This is a genomic window from Actinacidiphila polyblastidii, from assembly GCF_036353415.1.
Lineage (GTDB): Bacteria > Actinomycetota > Actinomycetes > Streptomycetales > Streptomycetaceae > Actinacidiphila > Actinacidiphila polyblastidii.
This window is the reverse complement of sequence record NZ_JAZEWV010000050.1, coordinates 1-19,674: the sequence shown is the minus strand read 5'-3', so window position 1 is coordinate 19,674 and position 19,674 is coordinate 1. Positions and strand designations below refer to the sequence as shown.

The following is a 19,674-nucleotide window of genomic DNA, read 5'->3' as shown; positions in this document are numbered from 1 at the left end:
GCCGCGCAAACGCCCCCTGGCGGCCTACGGCGTGCGGCGGCGCAGGACGAGGCCGCAGCCGGCGAGGATCAGGATGGCGGCCAGGGCGGCGAGGCCGCGCATGCCGCTCCCGGCGTCGGCGAGCCGGCCGCTGAGCCCGGCTCGCGCCGGCGGCTCGGACGTCGGTGCGGGACCGCGCTGCGCGGCGCCCGCCACGGAGGCCGCCGCGCCGGCCGCGAGGGCGCGCGCCTGGGCCTGCGCCTGGGCCTGCGCCTGGGCCTGTACGTCCGCCGGGGTCCGGGCCTGGGCCGGGGCGTCGCCCGCGGCGGGGGTCGCGGGGGCGCAGCTCACGGAGAAGGACTTGCTGCCGAGGGCGGCCGCGTGCGCCCCGACGGTCCAGCCGAGCCGGTAGCGGCCGTCGGGCAGCGTCATGTTCTCCGTGATGCCCTGCCCGGTCGCGCCCACGGTGATCGTGTCGGACCGCTGGGCGGCCGTCGCGTCGCCGCCCTGGCGCTGGGCGGCGATGGTCCAGGCCACCTGGTCCGCGGGGGCGAAGCCGACGGCGTCGAGGTAGAAGTCGCACGTCTGCGCCGCGTCGCCGCGGACGTCCACGGGCGTGGACTCGTCGTGGACCTGTACGTCGCCGGTGGTGGACGCCGCGGTGCCGGTCGGTGCTCCGGACACGGCGCCGGACGTGGCGCCGCTCGGGGCTCCGGTCGCGGTTTCCGCCGTGCTGCCGGTCGTGGCGGCGTTCGCGGCCGGGACGCCCAGTCCCGGGCCCGACACCGCGAGCGCACCCGCCAGAATTCCACCCAATCGCCTGATTCGCCTCATTCCGTAGATATAACAATCCGGTCATAAGGTCACCGCGCGCCGCGCCGGAGTGGCGCGTTTCCGATCGGCCTCACGGGTTATTCGTGCGTTATGACGCATTCGCGCAGTACGTCGCGGCCGCCCGCCGCACGGTGTCGGGCACCCGCGGTCGTCCGTGCGAGAGACGGAGGTGAGTGACCGTGGCGCACGTCAACGGCAACGGCAACGGTGCGGGCCGCTCGGTCGGCACGCTGGTCAAGCAGGGGACGGAACAGCTCTCCCAGCTCATGCGGCAGGAGTTCAAGCTGGCGCAGGCCGAGCTGACGCAGAAGGGCAAGCGGGCGGGCATCGGCGGCGGGCTGTTCGGCGCGGCCGCGCTGCTCGGCTTCTTCGGGCTGGCCGCCCTGATCACCGCGGCGATCGTCGCGGTCGACCTGAAACTGCCGCTGTGGGCGGCGGCCCTCATCATCGGCGGCGGCCTGCTGGCGCTGGCCGGCCTGCTCGCCCTGGCCGGACGGCACGAGGTGAAGAAGGCGGTGCCGCCGGTTCCGGACGAGGCGGTCGGCAGCATGCGGCACGACCTGGAGACGATCAAGGAAAGGGCGAAGCGATGACTGGCAGCGACCCCACCCCGCGCCGCGCGGACCCCGCTCTGGCGCAGCTCGAGGAGCAGATCGCGGAGACCCGCGAGCAGCTGGGACGGACCGTCGAGGAGCTGGCGGCCAAGGCGGACGTACCGGCGCGCGCCAAGGCGAAGGCGGCCGAGGCGGCCGCGCGGGTCCGCGGGTCCGCGCACCGGGTGGAGTGGCGTGGGCGCCACTCCGGGACCGGCGGCGCCGCGGATGCCGGCCTCGACCCCGGCCGTGACGCCGGCCTCGACCCCGGCCGTGACGCGGGCCGCGGCTCCGGCGTCGATCCCGCCCGGTCCGGGGCGCACCTGGCCGGTGCGGTGCACGGCGTCGGCGAGCGGCTCGCCCATCCCTCGGAGGACTCCGCCCGCCGGGCGTACGGGGCCGCGGCGATCGGGCTGACCGCCGCGACCGCCGGCGCCGCCGTCTGGGCCGCCCGCCACGAGTGACCCTCACGACCGACCCCCGCGACCGGCCCCGCGGGGCGCTCCCCTGACGCGGAAAAGGGCCGACGCGCGGGCGCGGCGGGGGAGCGGCACCCGTAGGGTGGGCCGGCATGAGCGTGGGACGCAGCATCGTGACGGTGCGCCCGGAGCCGGGCGCGTACGCGTGGACGTTCGGCGGGGCGCCGCCGATCGCGAGGATCGCACCGGGGACCGTACTCGACCTGTTCACCGAGGACTGCTTCGGCGGCCGGGTCCGCTCCGCGAGCGACCTCGTCTCGCAGGTGTGCGACTTCCCGTACCTGAACCCGCAGACCGGGCCCTTCCACATCGAGGGCGCCGAGCCGGGGGACACCGTCGCGGTGCACTTCGTGTCGGTGGAGCCGGCCAGGGACTGGGCGGCGTCCACCACCGTGCCGCTGTTCGGCGCGCTGACCTCGACGCACACGACAGCGACGCTGCAGCCGCCGCTGCCCGAGGTGGTGTGGATGTGGGAGCTGGACCGGGACCGGCGGACCTGCGCGTTCACCACGCGCGAGGGCGGCGTCAGGATCGAGCTGCCGATGGACCCGATGCACGGCACCGTCGGGGTGGCGCCGGCCAACCTGGAGGTGCGCTCCGCGCTCGTGCCGGACGCGCACGGCGGCAACATGGACACCCCGGAGATGCGCGCGGGCACCACCTGCTACCTCGGGGTGAACGTCGAGGGCGCGCTGCTCAGCCTCGGCGACGGCCACGCGCGGCAGGGCGAGGGCGAGACGTGCGGCGTCGCGGTGGAGTGCGCGATGAACACCGTGGTGATCGTCGAGCTGCTGAAGGGCGTCGCCACCCCGTGGCCGCGGCTGGAGTCCGACACCCACATCATCTCCACCGGCTCGGCCCGTCCGCTGGAGGACGCCTTCCGCATCGCCCAGCTCGACATGGTCCGCTGGCTGCAACGCGACTACGGGCTGGCGGAGTTGGACGCCTACCAGTTCCTCAGCCAGGCGGGCGAGTCACCGCTGGCGAACGTCTGCGACACGAACTACACGGCGGTGGCCAAGATCCGCAAGGCGTGGCTGCCGCCCGGCACCGCGCACCGCGACCTCCACCGCACGCTGCGCGACGCCGCCCGCGCGCTGCGCGTTGCATAGGATCGCCGCATGGAACAGCGAGTGTTGGGCCGTACCGGCCGTGACGTGTCCGTCGTGGGCCTGGGGACGTGGCAGCTGGGCGCGGACTGGGGCGACGTCCGCGAGCAGGACGCGATCGCCGTGCTGGACGCCGCGGTGGAGTCCGGGGTGACGTTCTTCGACACCGCGGACGTCTACGGCGACGGCCGCAGCGAGCAGTTGATCGGGCGCTACCTCAAGGACCGTCCGGACGCCGCGGTGTTCGTCGCGACGAAGATGGGCCGTCGCGCCGAGCAGCTCCCGGAGAACTACGTCCTGGACAACTTCCGCGCCTGGAACGACCGTTCGCGGGCGAATCTCGGCGTGGACACCCTCGACCTGGTGCAGCTGCACTGCCCGCCCACCGCCGTCTACTCCTCCGACGAGCTCTTCGACGCGCTCGACACGCTGGTCGCGGAGAAGCGCATCGCGCACTACGCGGTGAGCGTGGAGACCTGCGAGGAGGCGCTGGCCGCGATCGCCAGGCCGGGCGTCGCGAGCGTGCAGATCATCCTCAACCCGTTCCGGCTGAAGCCGCTGGAGCGGGTGCTGCCCGCCGCCGCCGCGGCGGGCGTCGGCATCATCGCGCGGGTGCCGCTCGCGTCCGGTCTGCTCAGCGGCAAGTACACCCGCGACACCGTCTTCGCCGCGGACGACCACCGCACCTACAACCGGCACGGCGAGGCGTTCGACCAGGGCGAGACCTTCTCCGGCGTCGACTACGCCACCGGTGTGGAGGCCGCCGTCGAGTTCGCCGCGCTCGCCCCCGAAGGGGCCACGGCCGCGCAGACGGCGCTGCGCTGGATCATCCAGCAGCCGGGCGTGAGCGCGGTGATCCCCGGAGCGCGCAACGTCGGGCAGGCCCGCGCGAACGCCGCCGCGGCCGCGCTGCCGCCGCTGCCCGACGCGACGCTCGACGCGGTGCGTGAGCTGTACGACCGCCGCATCCGGGCGCAGGTCCACGACCGCTGGTGACCGCCTGCTCGGCCGCCGGTACGCAGGCCTGTCGCGCGTACCGGCCCCGCGCCCACCGGCCCCGCGTCCTCGCGCCGGGGGCGGGGGGCTACCGTCGTCGGCGTGACGACCTTCACTGATGACGGCCACGCCGAACTCCCGGGCGCGAGCGGCCCCTACGCCACCACGGAGGCCGATCCGGCCGCGGTCGGCCTGATCCGCACCGCGTACGCGCCGGACCACGACGGCGACCCCGACCCGGGCGAGATCGTGTGGACCTGGGTGCCCTTCGAGGAGAACGACGGCCGCGGCAAGGACCGCCCGGTGCTGGTCGTCGCCCGTGAGAGCGGCGGCACCCTGCTCGCCGTCCAGCTCTCCAGCAAGCGCCACGACGAGGACCGCGAGTGGGTCGCCATCGGCGCCGGCCCCTGGGACCGTGAGGGCCGCGACTCCTGGATCGCCCTCGACCGCGTGATGCGGCTGCACGAGCGGGGCATGCGCCGCGAGGCGTGCGCGCTGGACCGCGGCCGGTTCAACCTGGTGGTGAACCGGCTCAGGGAGCTGTACGGCTGGAAGTGACGCCGCGAAGGGCCCGCCGCGGGGCGCTCAGGCCTTGGCCTGGGCGCCCTTCGACGCGGCGGCTTCGGTGGCGTCATCCGTCGCGGCGTCCGTGGCGTCGTCCGTGGCGGCGCTCTCCGGGCCGGCCTCGGCGTCCTCGACCTGATCCGTGTCCTCGGCCTGCTCCGGCTCGCCGCCCTCCTCGAAGCGGGCGTCCAGGACCTCGTCCAACCGCGCGGTCCACGCCTTGAGTTCGGCGCGCGAGGGCGCCTCCACGTCGGACTGGAACCAGCGGCGGGTGGACGTGTAGACGGTGACGCCGAAGCGGCGGCCGAAGCGCGGCGTGTCGATCTCGACGGCCTGGATCTCGTCCCAGCCGAACTCGGCGACCTCGCCGTCGAGGCGGAAGGTGACGCCGTCGCGGTCCGCGACGATCGCCCCCCGGCGGTCGGAGACCTCGAAGACCGGCTTGCCGTCGTCCTCCGGCTCCTCCTCGGCCTCTTCCGCCGGCTGCCCGGCCAGGGCGCCGTCCACGGCGTCAGCCGCGGGCGCGGCGTCGCCGTCGGCCGGTTCGGCGTCGGCGGCGGGCCGCGCGTCGGCCGGCTCGTCGGGGGCCGTCCCGGCGTCGGCGGCGGGCGCCGCCTCCGGGGCGTCCTTGACCTCATCGGCGACCGCCTCCCGCGCCGGCGCCGCATCGGCGGGCGGGCGCGGTGGCAGGAGGCCGGGAACGTAGGCCGGATCGACTCCGGCAGCGTGCGTCGGCGGGACCTTCGGACCTATGGGCTGCTCCACGGCCAGCAGTATGGCGGACGATCCTGTGCCGGCAAGGCCCGGCCCGGGCCAACGGCCGGTTCGTGGCCGACTTGCGATGTTTCCCGCCCGCCCCGGCCCGGTCCGTGTACCCGGCCGGGGTATCGGGGCCGCGCCCGCCGGGCGTCAGCCGGTGGTGAAGGTGAGCCCGCCGACCTCGGAGTAGAAGGAGTGGCCGTGGGTGAGGTTCGCCTCGGCCTCCGAGGAGATGGTGCCGGCGTGCGTGCGCATCATCGCGGTGTCGAGCTTCAGGCCGGGCGGCGGGGCGCCGACCGCGACGTGGGCGACCTCCTCCAGCAGCAGCTGGGAGACGGCGTGCTCGATCTGCTCCTTGAGCGGGCCGATCGTCTTGTTCACCAGGATGCCGATGACCTCCTGCTCGAACCGCTTGAGGATGCCGTCCATCAGCTTGTTCTGGAGCTCGATCTCGGCGACGGCGGCCGCCTCGGAGAGCCCGAGCGTGAACACCGCGGCGGCCTGGTCGCCGATCAGCTCGGCGGCGGCGATGCCGAGCTGGACGATGCACTCGTCCTTCATCGCCTCGACTCCGATCGCGGCGACGTCCAGCGCGTCGGCCAGCACATGGCAGCCGGTGATCAGGGTCTTCATGTGGCCCTGCGTCTGCGAGCCCCACACCTCGGCGAGCGCGGTGTACGACTGGGCGGCGTAGGACTCCTGCAGGCCGCCGGTGACCACGCCGTGGGTCACGTCGTGCGACGCCTGGCAGGAGTCGGCGTACCGGCGCAGGCCCTTGGCGGCGTCGCGCAGCTGGTCCTCGTCGATCTCGGGCCAGTTGAAGCCGAGGATGTTGACGACCTCGGCGAGCCAGTGCGGCAGGTTGATGGACATGAACCGGCCTCCCCCGTGCGGGCGCACCCCCCGGGTGCGCGCGGACTCTCAGCACTTCATCCTATGAGGCGGGACGTGCCGCCAGAAGGCGGCGGTTCCCGGCGCGGTCCGCCCCCCGGCCGTGCCCGCGGCCGTCCCCCCGGCCGTCCACCGCGGGCGGCGCGGCAACGGCCGCGGGGCCCGGGGGGATCGCTCCCCGCCGGGCCCCGCGGCCGTTCGGCGTGCCGTCGTGCCGCTCAGCCGCGCCTCAGGCGTCCGCTCACCGGAAGGACCGGAAGTAGGACAGGTTCGGCGAGCCGACGCCGGTGGCGACGTCGTAGCCGCTCACCGCGTTCAGCGAGGTGTCCTCGCCGAAGGCGACGAGGCGCGCCGCCAGCGTGCCGTTGACCAGGCCGAAGTCGGCGATGCTGCTCAGCGGGGTGCTGCTGTGCTGGGCCTGCCGGTCGACGACGTCGGTGACCACCCGCGAGCGGGCGTAGATCGACGGGTTGGCGAAGCCGACCGCGTGGTGCAGCGCCTGCTTCACGTCGGCCTGCACCGCGGCGAACTCCGGGGAGGAGACGCTGGTGCCGCCGTAGCCGCCCTCGCTGTAGTCGGCGCCGTCGGAGATGCCGACCAGCACCGAGGTGTAGAGGTCGCCGTTCATCGAGATGTCGGGCGTCACGCGCTGCGCGGTGCGGCTGTGCGCGCCGGTCATCAGCGTGTGCGAGACCGACTGCGGGACGACGCCGCGCTGGTACCACGGCTGCCCGAAGTCCTCGCTCTGACCGCCGCCGCCGCCGAAGTAGAACGGGGCCGGGGGCGCCGGCGTCCAGCTCTTGCCGTCGGCCGACAGGTTGGAGCGCAGGGTGCCCATGTCGGTCTCGAAGCCGTACGAGCCGCTCTTGCTGTCGACGCCGAGCGCGGTGCCGCCGACCGAGGTCGCCCACGGGTCGGAGTCGGGCCAGTTGGCCTGCGCGCGCGAGGTGTCGGCCTGGCAGTTCACGCCGGTGGCCGCCGCGAGCGGGCTGCTGTCGCCGCAGTCGCCGGCGGAGAAGCCGATGCCGATGCCCTCGACCGCGGCCTGCTTGAAGACCTGCTCGTAGGCGGCGATCTCCGACGCGGTGACGTCGGCGCCGTCCGTGGTGTGCATGATCTCGCCCCACGAGTTGGACACGACGTCCGCCAGGTGGTTGTCCACGATCGTGGTGATCGCGGCGAGCAGGTCGGTGTCGTCGCAGGAGTTCGCGCCGACGTAGACGACACCGGCGTCCGGGGCCAGCCCGTGCGCCATCTCGACGTCCAGCGCCTCCTCGGGCGCCCAGCCCTCGGGCCCGCCGCACAGGTCCTGGTTCGTCCACTGCGTCGGGTCGACGACCTCGCGGTACTGGCCCGGCTTGAACGCCTTGTCGCCGTGGTTGGTGGCGTACTGGTTCGCGTCCGCCTCCATGGTGGAGCTGCCGTACGCGTCCACGATGGCGACGGTCGCGCCCTTGCCGGTCAGGCCGGAGGCGGTGATGCCGTACGCCTTGCGCAGCTGCGACGGGTAGAAGGAGCACTGGTCGAACGGCACGGCCTTGTCCGTGTAGCCGGCCGGCGCGCCCTTGGCCAGCTTCTGGCCCCAGTAGTCCGAGCAGGTCGCCACGGTGGGCAGGCCGTCGGCCGGCGCGGCGGTCGCCGCCCTGGCGCCCTTGGCGGTCGCGCCCGACGGGTCGGCGGAGCTGCTGACCTTGACCGAGTCCGGCTTCGCGAGGTTCGTGCCGGCCGAGGTCAGGCCGGTGACGCCGAGGATCGCGCGGGACACCGAGGCCGGCACGACCACGTCGTGCGACGGCGCGTGCAGGAGCTTGCCCCGGACGCGGTAGTTGCGCACGCCGGTGCCGAACGCCTTGGTGATCGCGGCGTTGGTGCCGCGCACCTGGACGGCGTGGTCGGTGGTGCCGACCACGGTCAGCCCGGAGTCCTTCGCCCACTTCTGGACGGCGGAGACCTGCGCGGCGGTGGCGCCGAAGCGGGCCCTGTACGCCGCCGGGCTGAGGAACTTTCCGTAGCTCGCGCTCGCCGGGTCGGAGACCTCGGTGGCGTAGCGGGTCAGACCGGCCGCATCCTGCCCGGCGAGATAGACCGTTCCGGTGATCTCGGCGGCGGCGGGCACCGCGCCCGCGTCGGAGGAGGCGGTGGCCCAGGACGGGTGGCTGCCCGTGATGGTCTTCGCCGTGGCGGCGGGGTCCGAGGCCTGCGAGGGGCCGGCGAGCACCAGCGACCCGGCCACCACGGCCAGCGAGGCCGCCGCGACCACGCCTGCACGGGCCCGCAGAGCGCGGGGGTTCTTGAGTATGTCGGTAATGACGACTCCAACGTGAAGGTTCGATGGACGTTTCAGGCCAACTGCGCTGCGCCGGAAGGTCAGCGCTCGGCTGTAGTGTGCACGCCACTCATTGATGCTGGGAATGCTGATCACCGCTCCTTGGCTGGCCCTTTAACCACCGGCGCGATACCCGGTGCCCTTACATCACCTCAGATGTGGGCGACCCGTACGAGTTCGCCCCGCGGCGGGCACAAGTGGGGCCGCGTGGGTACGAATGGGGGACGCAGGTGTCCGCTCTCCGGTCGGCGGGGCCCCGAACCGGCCACCGCCGCCGGGTCCGAGGCGGCGTTCGGGGGCGTGCTCGCGGCCCGCTCGCACGACGGCCGGTGATACCCCAGGGGGGTATGGTGACCGCATGATCCACGCCATCCTGCACGCGCTGTCGATCACCGGTTCGATGACCTGGGAGATCACCTGGGCGCTGATCCTGGGCTTCGGGCTGTCGGCGGTGGTGCAGGCGGTGGTGCGCAAGTCGACCGTGGTCTCGCTGCTCGGCGACCACCGGCCGCGCACGCTCGCCGTCGCCGCGGGCCTCGGCGCGGCGTCCTCCTCCTGCTCCTACGCCGCGGTGGCGCTGGCGCGTTCCCTCTTCCGCAAGGGCGCGGACTTCACCGCCGCGATGGCCTTCGAGATCGCCTCGACCAACCTCGTCATCGAACTCGGCGTCATCCTGGCGCTGCTGATGGGCTGGCAGTTCACCGCCGCGGAGTTCACCGGCGGACCCGTCATGATCGTCGCCGTCGCACTGCTCTTCCGGGTGCTCCTCAAGCCGGACCTGCTGCACGCCGCCCGCGCCCAGGCCGAGCGGGGCCTGGCCGGGTCGATGGAGGGCCACGCCGCGATGGACATGTCGGTACGGCGCGAGGGGTCCTTCGCCCGGCGGCTCGGCTCCCCCGAGGGGTTCACCTCCGTGGCCCACGTCTTCGTCATGGAGTGGGCGGCGATCCTGCGCGACCTCGTGATCGGCCTGCTCATCGCCGGGGCGATCGCGGCGTGGGTGCCGGACTCCTTCTGGCAGGCGTTCTTCATCACCGGCCACCCCACCGCGGCCAAGGTCTGGGGCCCGCTGGTCGGGCCGCTCGTCGCCCTCGCCTCCTTCGTCTGCTCGATCGGCAACGTGCCGCTCGCGGTGGTCCTCTGGAAGGGCGGCATCAGCTTCGGCGGCGTCATCGCCTTCATCTTCGCCGACCTGGTGATCCTGCCGATCCTCAACATCTACCGCCGCTACTACGGTGCGAGGACCGCGGTGCTGCTGCTCCTCACCCTCTACGCCGCCGCCGTCGTCGCCGGCTACGCCGTCGAGCTCCTCTTCGGCGGGCTCGGCTGGGTCCCCGACCAGGCGGCGGCGGGGCTCCCCGCGGAGGGCGTTCGCTGGGACTACACCACGTGGCTCAACATCGCCTTTCTCCTCGCCGGAGGGGCGCTCCTCCTCCGCTTCCTCCGCACCGGCGGCGCGGCCATGCTCCGCATGATGTGACGCCCTCCCGGGCGTCGCCCGCGGGTCGCCACCGGCCCGGTGGACCACCGGCCGGTGGCCGGTTGCCCGCCGCGCCCCTGGAGGGGCGCGGCGCGGTCCGGGCGCAGCCCGGGGCTTTTGTCGTCACCGGCCCGGAGGGGCTGTTGCGGCCGCGGACCGGGCCACCGGCCGGTGGGTGGTCGCCCGCGCCGTTCCCCGCGCCCCTGGAGGGGCGCGCCGCGGTCCGGGGGCTTTGAGGGGCGCGGGGAACTGCGCGGCCAGCCACCGCGACGGCTGTACGTCGTCACCGGCCCGGAGGGGCAATTGCCGTCGCCACCGGGCCACCGGCCGGTGGGTGGTCGCCCGCGCCGTTCCCCGCGCCCCTGGAGGGGCGAGCCTTCCGGGCGCGGGCCGGGGTCTTTGAGGGGCGCGGGGAACTGCGCGGCCAGTCACCGCGACGGCTGTACGTCGTCACCGGCCCGGTGGGGCTGTTGCGGTCGCGGATCGGGCCATCGGCCGGTGGGTGGTTGCTCGCGCAGTTCCTCGCGCCCCTGGAGGGGCGCGCCGCGGTCCGGGCGCAGCCCGGGGCTTTTGTCGTCACCGGCCCGGTGGGGCTGTTGCGGTCGTGGCCGGGCCACCGGCCGGTGGGTGGTTGCTCGCGCCGTTCCCCGCGCCCCTGGAGGGGCGCGGCGCGGTCCGGGCGCGGGCCGGGGTCTTTGAGGGGCGCGGGGAACTGCGCGGCCGGCCGCCGCGAGGGCTGTACGTCGTCACCGGCCCGGTGGGGCTGTTGCGGTCGTGGCCGGGCCACCGGCCGGTGGGTGGTTGCTCGCGCCGTTCCCCGCGCCCCTGGAGGGGCGCGGCGCATTCCGGGCGCGGGCCGGGGTCTTTGAGGGGCGCGGGGAACTGCGCGGCCAGCCACCGGGACGGCTGTACGTCGTCACCGTCCCGGTGGGGCTGTTGCGGTCGCGGATCGGGCCATCGGCCGGTGGGTGGTTGCTCGCGCCGTTCCTCGCGCCCCTGGAGGGGCCCGGCGCCCAGCGCAGGCCGGGCGCAGGCCGGGCGCAGGCCGGGCGCGGGCCGGGTTCGGGGGGACGTTGCCGGGGCACCGGCACGTTCACCGGTGGAGGGCGGCGAAATGGCGAGCGTCAGCCGCCCACGTGAGGCGGGGAGCCCAGCCCGCCGCGCGGGCATGGCGGAGGAGCGCCGCGAGCCCGACGCGGGCCCAGGGGAACGCGCCGCCGTGCGCGCGCCGCCCGTCATGGAGCCGCACCTCCACGAGCTCGTCCAACTCCTCGTCCTGCGCCGCCTCGACGATGACCGTGCCGCGCGGCCCGGCGATCTCGGCGACCCGGCCGAGCAGGGCGGCCGGGTCGCCGCCGATGCCGATGTTGCCGTCCATGAGCAGGACCGTGTCCCAGCGCCCCTCCCCCGGCAGCGTCTCGAAGACCGAACGGACCAGCGCGGGCCCGCCGGCCCGCTCCGTACGCCGTACGGCCTCCGCGCTGACGTCGATGCCGAGCACCGGGACGCCGCGCGCGGCCAGCGAGCCGACCAGCCGCCCGGGTCCGCACCCGATGTCGAGAACGCTGCCGCGACATCGGCCCAGCACGGTGCGGTCGGCCTCGTCCGGCTCCGCGCACCAGCGCTCGACGTCCAGCGGCAGCAGCCAGCCGTCGCGGCGGTGCAGGAACAGCGGACCGCGGCCGGTCCGCAGCGCGTGCGTCCACGGGTCGGCGCTGCCCCAGACGTGGGGCGCCGAGGCGCCGGGCGCGGAGTGTGCGAGGACGCTCATCCGGCCGCCACCGGGTGCTTGACGCGGGCGAGTTCGGCCGCGAACCGGGTGTGCGGGGCGGCCGCGGCGACCACATCCGCGTCGTACGGGGTGTCGACGTCCCGCAGCAGCGGCAGGTCCCGCACGGTCAGCCCGGCGGCGGTGAGCCGTTCGCGCTGGAGCCGCCCGGTGTCGGGCCGCGACATCGGGACGCCGCGCAGCAGGGCGGGCTCCGGCCGGGCGAGGCCCAGCGCCCAGAATCCGCCGTCGTCCGCCGGCCCGAACCACGCGTCGGCGTGCGCCCACGCGTCCGGCGCGAGGACCTGCCGCAGCGCCTGCGCGCTCACCTGCGGCGTGTCCATGCCGATCAGGAGGGCGGGGCCCGCGCACTGCCCGAAGGCGGCCGCCAGCCGCTCGTCGAGGCCGCCCGCGACCTGCGGCACCACCTCGAAGCCGGCGGGCAGCCACGGCCCTGCCGCCCCGTCGAGCACCACGACGCGCCGCCGGGCCGGCATCGCGGCCACCGCCTCCAGCGTGTCGCGCAGCGACGCCTCCGCCAGCAGGGCGGCCTGCCGCGCCGAGTACACCGTGGTGAGCCGGGTCTTGACGCGCCCCGGCACCGGCGCCTTCGCCACCACCATGATGATCACCGCGACCGCCCTCCTTCTCCGCCCGGCAGGTCCGCGAGGACCTTCGCCATGTCGTGGACCGCCTGCCAGGTGCCGCGCCAAGTCCCGGTGACCTTGGACGCGCCGGTGCGCGGGTGGTACGGCACCGGGTGCTCGGTGACCCGCCAGCCCGCCTCGGCGGCGCGGACCACGGTCTCCAGGGGGTAGCCGCTGCGGCGGTCGGTCGGCGCGAGCGCGAGCAGCGCCTCGCGGCGGGCGGCCCGCAGCGGGCCGATGTCGTGCAGCCGCAGGCCGGTCCTGCGCCGCAGCAGCCGCGCGACGGCGAGGTTGCCGACGCGTGCGTGCGGCGGCCAGGCGCCCCGCCCGACCGGCCGCCGCCGCCCCAGCACGAGGTCGGCGCCGCCGTCCGCGATCTCCTGGACGAAGGCGGGCAGCAGCCCCGGGTCCATCGAGGCGTCGCAGTCGCAGAAGCACACGAACTCCGCCTGCGCCGCGAGCAGCCCGGCGTGGCACGCCGCCCCGAACCCGCGCCGCGGCTCGCGCACCACCAGCGCCCCCGCGGCCTCGGCGATCCGCGCCGACCCGTCGCTCGACCCGTTGTCCACGACGATCGCCCGCCACCCCCGCGGAATCCGGCCCAGCACCCAGGGCAGCGCCGCCGCCTCGTCCAGGCACGGCAGCACCACGTCGGCGACGGGCGTCCGCGCGGCGCCGGCCCCGGCGGGACGCGCGCCGGGCGCGGCCGCCGGCTCGGCGGAGGCGGTCACCGGCGGCCACCCCCCGCGGCCAGGGCGGCGTCGCCGGACACATCGGCGGACACGTCGGCGGCGGTGGCCCGTTGCGGGGCGTGGGCGAAGTCCGCCATGCCGGCGGCGAAGTCGACTTCGGGGCGCCAGCCGAGTTCGGCCCGCAGGCGCGCGCTGGAGGCGGTGATGTGGCGGACGTCGCCGAGCCGGTAGTCGCCGGTGACGACGGGGTCGGGGCCGCCGTGCGCGGTGGCGAGCGCGGTCGCCGCCTCGGCGATGGTGTGCGGGGTGCCGCTGCCGGTGTTGTAGGCGCGGAAGGAGCCGGGCGGCCGGCCCGGGAGCGCGGCGAGGGCCAGCACGTTGGCCGCGGCCACGTCCCGTACGTGGACGAAGTCGCGCCGCTGGCGGCCGTCCTCGAAGACCCGGGGGGCCTCGCCGCGGGCCAGCGAGGAGCGGAAGAAGGACGCCACCCCGGCGTACGGGGTGTCCCGCGGCATGCCGGGCCCGTAGACGTTGTGGTAGCGCAGCGACACCGCCCGGCCGCCGGTGGCGCGCGCCCAGGCTGCGGCGAGGTGCTCCTGCGCGAGCTTCGTCGCCGCGTAGACGTTGCGCGGGTCGGCCGGCGCGTCCTCGCCGACCAGGCCGGGCGCCAACGCGTCGCCGCACCGCGGGCAGCGCGGCTCGAAGCGCCCGGCCGCGAGGTCCGCGGGGTCGCGCGGCCCCGGGACGACCCGCCCGTGCGCGCCGCAGTCGTAGCGCCCCTCCCCGTAGACGACCATCGACCCGGCGAGCAGCAGGTCCGGTACGCCCGCCTCGGCCATCGCGGCCAGCAGCGTCGCGGTGCCGAGGTCGTTGCAGGAGACGTACGCCGGGGTGTCGGCGACGTCCTTGCCGAGGCCGACCATCGCGGCCTGGTGGCACACCGCGTCGACGCCGCGCAGCGCCGGCGCGAGAGCGGCCGCGTCGCGGACGTCGGCGTGGAACCACCGCGCGCCCGGCGCCGGGCGGGGCGGCGGCACGGGGTGGGCGGAGGGCAGCAGGGCGTCGAGGACGACCGGCTCGTGGCCGCCCGCGGTGAGCGCCGCGACGATGTGGGAGCCGATGAACCCGGCGCCGCCGGTGACGAGTACGCGCATGCCGCGACCCTAGGGTCCGATGACCCTGTGTGAGCTGTCGACGGCCCGGACACCACAGGTTCGTAAGGAATTCACGGCTGCGGCGGCTGGGGCCGGTGTGACCGTACGACCGGTGGGCGCGGTGGCCGCCGGTGACCGCGGACGCGCCACCAGCGGACGCCCAGCAGCGCGGCGGAGGCCGCGAAGAGCGCCGCGGTGATCAGCAGCCAGCGGCCGAGGAACACACCGGGCGTCAGGAGCGTCGCCGCCTGGTAGTGCGGGCCGGCGTCCTGCGAGATCAGCGGCCAGTAGACGAGCAGCAGGAGCAGCGACACGAACGCCGGGACGCGGACGTGGTTCAGCACCGCGAGCCGCAGCCATGCCGTGCGCACGTCCGGCTCGGCCGCTGCGGCGGCCGCGGCGTCCGTGCTGCCGCCGCGCACCCGCAGCACCCGGTGCAGCAGCCAGTCCGTCCCGCCGTACAGCGGCACCAGCACCAGGTCGTGGATGAGCGCCGCGCCGACGAACCACTCGGCGATCCCGCGCCAGTCGCCGTCGAGGAGCTTGGCGGCCGCGTATCCGCACAGCGCGAACGACGCGAGCAGGATCAGCAGGTGCAGCGGCGGCTGCCCGTAGACGGTTCTGAACAGCCGGGCGGGACCGCGCCGCTGCGGCCGCTTCCTGACGTCGCTCATGCCGGCTCCCCGAAATCGCTCGCGCCGAAGGTGAGTTGCCGCACCCACTTGGTGTTCATCACGCCGGGCGCGGCCGGCACGATGATCCGCGCGGGATAGCCGTGGTCGTACGAGAGCACCGCGCCGTTGACGCGCAGCGCCAGCAGCGAGCGCCCGTCGCGGACCTGGTTGGCGCGCAGCGCGACCGCCCGGAAGGAGCCGGCCGGCTGGACGGACTCCACGAACACCCCCGGCGGGTCGCTCGGGTAGCCCACCAGCCGGGCCAGGTCGCGCAGCCGTACGCCCTCCCAGTGCTGGTTCTCCGTGGACCACCCCTCCACGCAGGCGATCGGCAGCGCCGCGCGGTACTGGGCGAGCGCGTGCAGGTCGGCCAGGGTCAGGGTGGCGGCGCGGCCGCCGGGGCCGCGCACCACCAGCCGCCACCGCTCGCCGAGGTCCTGCGGCCTGATGTGCGCGATGGCCGCGGTCTTGTTGACCGGGAAGCCGTTCGGCCCGCTCCCGGGATCGCGTCCGTGCGGGGCCAGCAGCGCCGTCTCGCGCAGCGGCCCGCCCAGGCTCTGCCCCGCGGTGACCGCGAACAGCGCCAGCGAGCCGAGCCCCACCATGCCGAGCGCGCCGCGCCGCGACATCGTCGGCTCGGCCGGGTGCGAGGACACCAGGCCGCTGTCGTCCTGCGGCTCGGGCCGGGTGCGCGCGGTCGGGGTGCGCAGTTCGGCGCGGAAGTCGCGGCTGCGCAGCGCCCGCACGGTCCGCGGCAGGCGCAGCGCCACATGGGCGGCGAGCGCCCCGGTGAACACCCACGCGCCGTAGAAGTGCAGCGGGTAGAACGAGCCGGGGAAGAGGTAGTCGAGCTGCGCGTTGAGCAGCCCGGTGACGAACTCGAAGAGCGCGCCGCCGACCAGCAGCAGCAGCGAGAGCCGGTCCAGCGCGTGCGCGAGGGACCGCACCGGCGGCATCGTGAAGAGCTTCGGCACCACCGACCAGAGCTTGGCGAGCAGCACCGGCACCAGCACCACGCCGAGGGTGACGTGCACGCCCTGGTTGAGCCGGTACAGCCAGGCCGGGTGGGTCGGCCAGGAGAACAGGTAGAAGCCGAGCAGGCCCTTGGCCGGGGTCTTGTCGTTGAGCGGCGACAGGTCGGGGTTGTAGGCGGCGTAGGAGAGCAGGCCGGTGAGGAACAGCACCGGCAGGCCGGCCAGCAGCACCGCCCCGAAGACCGACGTCAGCCAGGGGCCGCGCAGCGGGCTGCGCCACGGCCCTGCGGGGAGGCGGGGCCGGGCGGTCCGGCGAGGAGCGTTCATGGCTGGCGACCCTAAGCCGGGGCGCGGGCGATTCCGTCGCACCGACTCATGACGAAAGTCTGACGTCGGGGCCGCGTCCGCGCGCGGCGCGGCCGCCGCTCCCTACGGTGGGCGGGTGACCCCCACGCCCCCGCCGCCGCCGAACCCCGTGCCGAAACTGCCGGACGTGCCGTCCGCCGCCCGCCCGCCGGAGCCCGTACCGCCCGCGGCCGCGTCCTCGCCGACGTCCTCGCCGACGGGCGCCGCCAAGGACCGGGGCCGGCGTCGCGACCTGGCGGCCGCCGGCTGCGGCCTGCTGCTCTTCGCGGCCGTCGCCGCGATCGGCGCGTACCTCCAGCGCGACAGCCCGGTGCTGCGCTCGCCATGGCCGCCGCTTGAGGCGTGGTGGGGTCCGCACGCCGGTCCCGGCACGCCCGCCGCGCTCGTGGTGGCCGCGGCCGTCGTCGGCTACGGCCCGGGTTTCGCCGCACGGCTGCCGTCGAGGGCGCTGCCCTGGGCGGTGTGGGGGGCCGCGATGGCGTGGACGTGGTCGCTCGCGCTGGTCGACGGGTGGCAGCGCGGCGTGGCGGGACGGCTCACCGACTCGGGCGAGTACCTGCGCGGCGTCGGCCGGTTCGAGGACGACGGCGTCGGCGCGACGCTGCGCGACTTCACCCGGCACATCCTGCTCCACTCGCCGGACCACTGGGGCACCCACATCGCCGGCCACCCGGCGGGCGCGGTGCTCACCTTCGTCGGTCTCGACCGGATCGGGCTGGGCGGCGGCGTGTGGGGCGCCGTCTTCTGCATCACGACGGGCGGTTCGGCCGCCGCGGCGGCGGTGGTGACGCTGCGGCTGCTCGCCGGCGCGGAGACGGCCCGCCGCGCCGCGCCCTTCCTCGCGCTCGCCCCCGGCGCGGTCTGGACGGGCGTCTCCGCGGACGGCTACTTCGCCGGTGTCGCCGCGTGGTCGCTGGCGCTGCTCGCGATCGCCGTGACCCGCCGCCCCTCCGCGACGGCGCCACGGACGTCCGCCGCGGCCGCCGCGTTCGGCTGCGGCCTGCTGCTCGGCGCCGCGGCCTACCTCTCGTACGGCCTGGTGCTGCTCGTGATCCCGGTGCTGGTGCTGCTGGTGTGCGCGCGGACGATGCGGCCGCTGCCGTACGTGGTGCTCGGCGCGGCCGTGGTGGTCGCCGCGTTCAGCGCGGCGGGCTTCGACTGGTGGCAGGCGTACGGCCTGCTGCGCACCCGGTACTTCGAGGGGTACGGGGGCATCCGCCCGTACGCGTACTGGTTCTGGGGCGACCTCGGGACGGTGGTGGCGGCGGCCGGGCTCGCGTCCGTGGCCGGGCTGCGCCGCACGCTCGCCGGGGCGCCGGTCGCGCTGCGGGGTCTGCGGCACGCCTGGCGCCGGGGGAGCGGCGCGGACCCGGCGAGCGGGCGCGCGACGGCCGCGGTGCTGCTGCCCTGCGCGCTGCTGCTCGCGATGCTCGCCGCCGACCTGTCCGGCATGAGCAAGGCGGAGACCGAGCGCATCTGGCTGCCGTTCACGCTCTGGCTGCCGGCGACCGCCGCGCTGCTGCCGCGCCGCGACCACCGGGGCTGGCTGGCCGCGCAGGCGGTCACCGCGCTGCTCGTCAACCACCTGCTGCTGACCGGCTGGTGACCGGCTGAGGACCCGTCCCCGCCGCGGGGGACGGGGCCGGGGTCAGCCGTGGTGGCCGCCGCCGCCGTCGAAACCACCGTGGCCCATGCCGTGGCCGCCGGCGTCGTGGCCGCCGTGACCGTGGCTGTGACCGTGGTCGGGGGCGTGCCCATGGTGGTGATGGTGCGAGCCGGAGGACGGGGCGCCGGCATCGCCGGCCCCGGGGAAGCCGTCCAGGTCCGGCCCGCGACGGGGCCCTCGGCCGAGGCCGCCCGAGCCGGGACCGCCGCGCCGCCGGCGGCCGCGTATCGCGGCCAGCACCAGCAGCAGCGCCATCAGGAAGACCCCGACGGCCAGCAGCCGCACGATGTCCGTCGCGCCAGAATCCGTCTGCACAGCGCCCCCCGTGTCCCGTTCGTGACGACCCGTCGGACCGGGCCCCGAGGCCGAGTCTTCGGCACGGCCGGGCGGGTGTCACGCCACTTGATGAGGTTCTGAGCTTCCGGGACATTCCGGCCGGGGCCGCGGATCGGCAGTCCGCGGCCCCGGCGCGGGTCAGGTGTTGTTGGCGAGGTTCTTGAGGCCGGACAGCGGACCGTTGAAGTAGTCCTGGTCGCCCGGGAAGGTGCCGGAGTCGGCGTGCTGCCAGAAGGTGTAGAAGGGCCAGCCGGCCGGCAGCGTGCCGACGGTGGAGGCGTAGCGGGCGACGAACAGCGGGTGCTTGGAGGCGTAGAGCGAGGTGTTGCCGGTGCACATGGTCCACCAGGCGGTGGTGGTGTAGATCGTCGCCCAGCGGGTGGTCTTGGCGTGCACCTCGTTGACGAACGCGCTGATCCAGCTGCGCATCGCGCTCTGGCTCAGGCCGTAGCAGGCCGCGCCCTCCGGGTACTCGATGTCCAGCAGCGGCGGCAGCGTCTGGTTGTCCTTGGACCAGCCGCCGCCGTGGCTGACGAAGTAGTCGGCCTGCGCCTTGCCGCCGGAGTTGTCCGGGCGGGCGAAGTGGTAGGCGCCGCGGATGAAGCCGGCGTAGTAGGCGTCGGTGTAGTTCGAGTTGAACTTCGGGTCCTTGTACGTGGTGCCCTCGGTGGCCTTGATGTACGCGAACCGGGCGCCGTTCTTGTAGGCGGTCTTCCAGTCGACGGTGCCCTGCCAGTTGCTGACGTCGAACCCGGGCGTGCGCGGGATGCTCGACGTGGAGATCGTCGCGCCGCTCCCGGTCTTGCGGCCTTCGTGGGCGGCCACGGTCGAGCCCAGCCAGTCGCGCTCGGGGTGCGCGGGGGCGGCCGGGGTGAGGTGCGGCGCGTGCTGCGAGGCGGGCGCGGCCGCGGCCGCGGGGCCGGCCGGCGTGGCCGCCGGGGCCTGGGTCGAGGCGGCCAGCAGCGCGGTCACCGCGGCCACGACGGCGCTGAGGCCGACCAGTGGTCGGCGCAGACCGAGCCGGGTGCGGGGGCCGGAACGGGTGTGGTGCAGGTGCATGGGTGCCTCCCAGGGGACGGGGTGAAGCTTTGGCGTGCGCATGTCATAGCTGTCATCGTGCGCGGAGTTTTTCGCGGGGCGGTTGGCCCAGTTTGTCCTATTTGATCAGTGCGGGCCGCGTATCCCTCGCGGGACACGCGGAGTCCCGCCCAGCGCTCGGCGCGCGGCCGCTTCTGCGGGGGCACGAGCCCCTGCGGTCCGGGCGCGGCCCGGGGGCCTTTCGGGGGCGCGAGGAACGGCGCGGCCAGCCACCGCGAGGGGTGTGCGTCGTCACCGGCCCGGACGGGCTGTTGCGGTCGCAGACCGGATCACCGGCCGGCGGCCGGTG

The 19,674-nt window shown here is 75.4% G+C and carries 18 protein-coding genes and 1 pseudogene; 7 read left to right on the top strand and 12 right to left on the bottom strand.

The window, feature by feature from the left end:
* Positions 1-24: 24 nt before the first annotated feature.
* Positions 25-795 (bottom strand): hypothetical protein, encoded by a 771-nt coding sequence (locus V2S66_RS32400; protein WP_330800373.1) that lies wholly within the window; start codon positions 793-795, stop codon positions 25-27.
* A gap of 197 nt (positions 796-992) precedes the next feature.
* On the opposite strand from V2S66_RS32400, the gene V2S66_RS32395 reads away from it, so the two are divergent.
* The 5 genes from V2S66_RS32395 to V2S66_RS32375 all read left to right on the top strand — a co-directional run bounded on the left by V2S66_RS32395 (position 993) and on the right by V2S66_RS32375 (position 4,548).
* The gene (locus tag V2S66_RS32395) at positions 993-1,406 is read left to right on the top strand and encodes a phage holin family protein (protein WP_330800372.1); all 414 of its coding nucleotides are present in this window, start codon (positions 993-995) and stop codon (positions 1,404-1,406) included.
* On the top strand, positions 1,403-1,870 hold the full coding sequence (locus V2S66_RS32390) for a DUF3618 domain-containing protein (RefSeq protein WP_330800371.1): 468 nt from the start codon (positions 1,403-1,405) through the stop codon (positions 1,868-1,870). Before V2S66_RS32395 ends, V2S66_RS32390 begins: the two co-directional genes overlap by 4 nt.
* 107 nt (positions 1,871-1,977) lie before the next feature.
* On the top strand, positions 1,978-2,997 hold the full coding sequence (locus tag V2S66_RS32385) for an acetamidase/formamidase family protein (protein WP_330800370.1): 1,020 nt from the start codon (positions 1,978-1,980) through the stop codon (positions 2,995-2,997).
* Between the two features lie 9 nt (positions 2,998-3,006).
* Positions 3,007-3,990: an aldo/keto reductase gene (locus tag V2S66_RS32380; RefSeq protein WP_330800369.1), complete on the top strand. Its 984-nt coding sequence runs from the start codon at positions 3,007-3,009 to the stop codon at positions 3,988-3,990.
* Between the two features lie 102 nt (positions 3,991-4,092).
* Positions 4,093-4,548 (top strand): type II toxin-antitoxin system PemK/MazF family toxin, encoded by a 456-nt coding sequence (locus tag V2S66_RS32375; RefSeq protein WP_330800368.1) that lies wholly within the window; start codon positions 4,093-4,095, stop codon positions 4,546-4,548.
* Positions 4,549-4,575: 27 nt separating this feature from the next.
* Here the strand turns inward: V2S66_RS32375 and V2S66_RS32370 are convergent, their stop codons facing one another.
* The 3 genes from V2S66_RS32370 to V2S66_RS32360 all read right to left on the bottom strand — a co-directional run bounded on the left by V2S66_RS32370 (position 4,576) and on the right by V2S66_RS32360 (position 8,464).
* Positions 4,576-5,319 (bottom strand): hypothetical protein, encoded by a 744-nt coding sequence (locus V2S66_RS32370; RefSeq protein ID WP_330800367.1) that lies wholly within the window; start codon positions 5,317-5,319, stop codon positions 4,576-4,578.
* Between the two features lie 144 nt (positions 5,320-5,463).
* Complete coding sequence (locus V2S66_RS32365; RefSeq protein ID WP_330800366.1) at positions 5,464-6,186, bottom strand: WXG100-like domain-containing protein; 723 nt, start codon at positions 6,184-6,186, stop codon at positions 5,464-5,466.
* A 259-nt stretch (positions 6,187-6,445) separates the two neighbouring features.
* Positions 6,446-8,464, bottom strand: a complete 2,019-nt coding sequence (locus V2S66_RS32360) for a S53 family peptidase (RefSeq protein WP_330800365.1) — start codon at positions 8,462-8,464, stop codon at positions 6,446-6,448.
* Positions 8,465-8,891: 427 nt separating this feature from the next.
* On the opposite strand from V2S66_RS32360, the pseudogene V2S66_RS32355 reads away from it, so the two are divergent.
* A pseudogene (locus V2S66_RS32355) lies at positions 8,892-10,007 on the top strand (permease); the annotation flags it as partial.
* 1,096 nt (positions 10,008-11,103) lie between these two features.
* Here the strand turns inward: V2S66_RS32355 and V2S66_RS32350 are convergent.
* The 6 genes from V2S66_RS32350 to V2S66_RS32325 all read right to left on the bottom strand — a co-directional run bounded on the left by V2S66_RS32350 (position 11,104) and on the right by V2S66_RS32325 (position 16,246).
* On the bottom strand, positions 11,104-11,781 hold the full coding sequence (locus tag V2S66_RS32350; protein WP_330800364.1) for a methyltransferase domain-containing protein: 678 nt from the start codon (positions 11,779-11,781) through the stop codon (positions 11,104-11,106).
* Positions 11,778-12,401 carry a TIGR04282 family arsenosugar biosynthesis glycosyltransferase gene (locus V2S66_RS32345; protein WP_330800403.1) on the bottom strand — a complete coding sequence of 208 codons (624 nt, stop codon included), beginning with the start codon at positions 12,399-12,401 and terminating at the stop codon, positions 11,778-11,780. Before V2S66_RS32345 ends, V2S66_RS32350 begins: the two co-directional genes overlap by 4 nt.
* Positions 12,402-12,406: 5 nt before the next feature.
* Complete coding sequence (locus V2S66_RS32340; protein ID WP_330800402.1) at positions 12,407-13,075, bottom strand: glycosyltransferase family 2 protein; 669 nt, start codon at positions 13,073-13,075, stop codon at positions 12,407-12,409.
* 77 nt (positions 13,076-13,152) lie between these two features.
* Complete coding sequence (locus tag V2S66_RS32335; RefSeq protein ID WP_330800363.1) at positions 13,153-14,271, bottom strand: NAD-dependent epimerase/dehydratase family protein; 1,119 nt, start codon at positions 14,269-14,271, stop codon at positions 13,153-13,155.
* A gap of 71 nt (positions 14,272-14,342) precedes the next feature.
* A complete protein-coding gene (locus tag V2S66_RS32330) occupies positions 14,343-14,945 on the bottom strand; it encodes a hypothetical protein (protein ID WP_330800362.1) in 603 nt (200 codons plus the stop codon).
* Entirely contained in the window at positions 14,942-16,246 is a 1,305-nt protein-coding gene (locus tag V2S66_RS32325) for a molybdopterin-dependent oxidoreductase (protein WP_330800361.1), read from the bottom strand. Before V2S66_RS32325 ends, V2S66_RS32330 begins: the two co-directional genes overlap by 4 nt.
* Before the next feature lie 166 nt (positions 16,247-16,412).
* Between V2S66_RS32325 and V2S66_RS32320 the strand changes: the two genes are divergently transcribed.
* The gene (locus tag V2S66_RS32320) at positions 16,413-17,891 is read left to right on the top strand and encodes a hypothetical protein (RefSeq protein WP_413966529.1); all 1,479 of its coding nucleotides are present in this window, start codon (positions 16,413-16,415) and stop codon (positions 17,889-17,891) included.
* Positions 17,892-17,933: 42 nt separating this feature from the next.
* Here the strand turns inward: V2S66_RS32320 and V2S66_RS32315 are convergent, their stop codons facing one another.
* Both V2S66_RS32315 and V2S66_RS32310 read right to left on the bottom strand, forming a co-directional pair.
* Complete coding sequence (locus V2S66_RS32315) at positions 17,934-18,266, bottom strand: hypothetical protein (RefSeq protein WP_330800360.1); 333 nt, start codon at positions 18,264-18,266, stop codon at positions 17,934-17,936.
* A 159-nt stretch (positions 18,267-18,425) separates the two neighbouring features.
* Positions 18,426-19,346 carry a lysozyme gene (locus V2S66_RS32310; RefSeq protein WP_330800359.1) on the bottom strand — a complete coding sequence of 307 codons (921 nt, stop codon included), beginning with the start codon at positions 19,344-19,346 and terminating at the stop codon, positions 18,426-18,428.
* Positions 19,347-19,674 lie beyond the last annotated feature (328 nt).

Bases quoted from the DNA above. Each gene is read 5' to 3' on its own strand.
- V2S66_RS32390 (WP_330800371.1), top strand. From the start codon at position 1,403: ATGACTGGCAGCGACCCCACCCCGCGCCGCGCGGACCCCGCTCTGGCG.
- V2S66_RS32385 (WP_330800370.1), top strand. From the start codon at position 1,978: ATGAGCGTGGGACGCAGCATCGTGACGGTGCGCCCGGAGCCGGGCGCG.
- V2S66_RS32380 (WP_330800369.1), top strand. From the start codon at position 3,007: ATGGAACAGCGAGTGTTGGGCCGTACCGGCCGTGACGTGTCCGTCGTG.
- V2S66_RS32365 (WP_330800366.1), bottom strand. From the start codon at position 6,186: ATGTCCATCAACCTGCCGCACTGGCTCGCCGAGGTCGTCAACATCCTC.
- V2S66_RS32350 (WP_330800364.1), bottom strand. From the start codon at position 11,781: ATGAGCGTCCTCGCACACTCCGCGCCCGGCGCCTCGGCGCCCCACGTC.
- V2S66_RS32345 (WP_330800403.1), bottom strand. From the start codon at position 12,401: ATGGTGGTGGCGAAGGCGCCGGTGCCGGGGCGCGTCAAGACCCGGCTC.
- V2S66_RS32335 (WP_330800363.1), bottom strand. From the start codon at position 14,271: ATGCGCGTACTCGTCACCGGCGGCGCCGGGTTCATCGGCTCCCACATC.
- V2S66_RS32330 (WP_330800362.1), bottom strand. From the start codon at position 14,945: ATGAGCGACGTCAGGAAGCGGCCGCAGCGGCGCGGTCCCGCCCGGCTG.
- V2S66_RS32325 (WP_330800361.1), bottom strand. From the start codon at position 16,246: ATGAACGCTCCTCGCCGGACCGCCCGGCCCCGCCTCCCCGCAGGGCCG.
- V2S66_RS32310 (WP_330800359.1), bottom strand. From the start codon at position 19,346: ATGCACCTGCACCACACCCGTTCCGGCCCCCGCACCCGGCTCGGTCTG.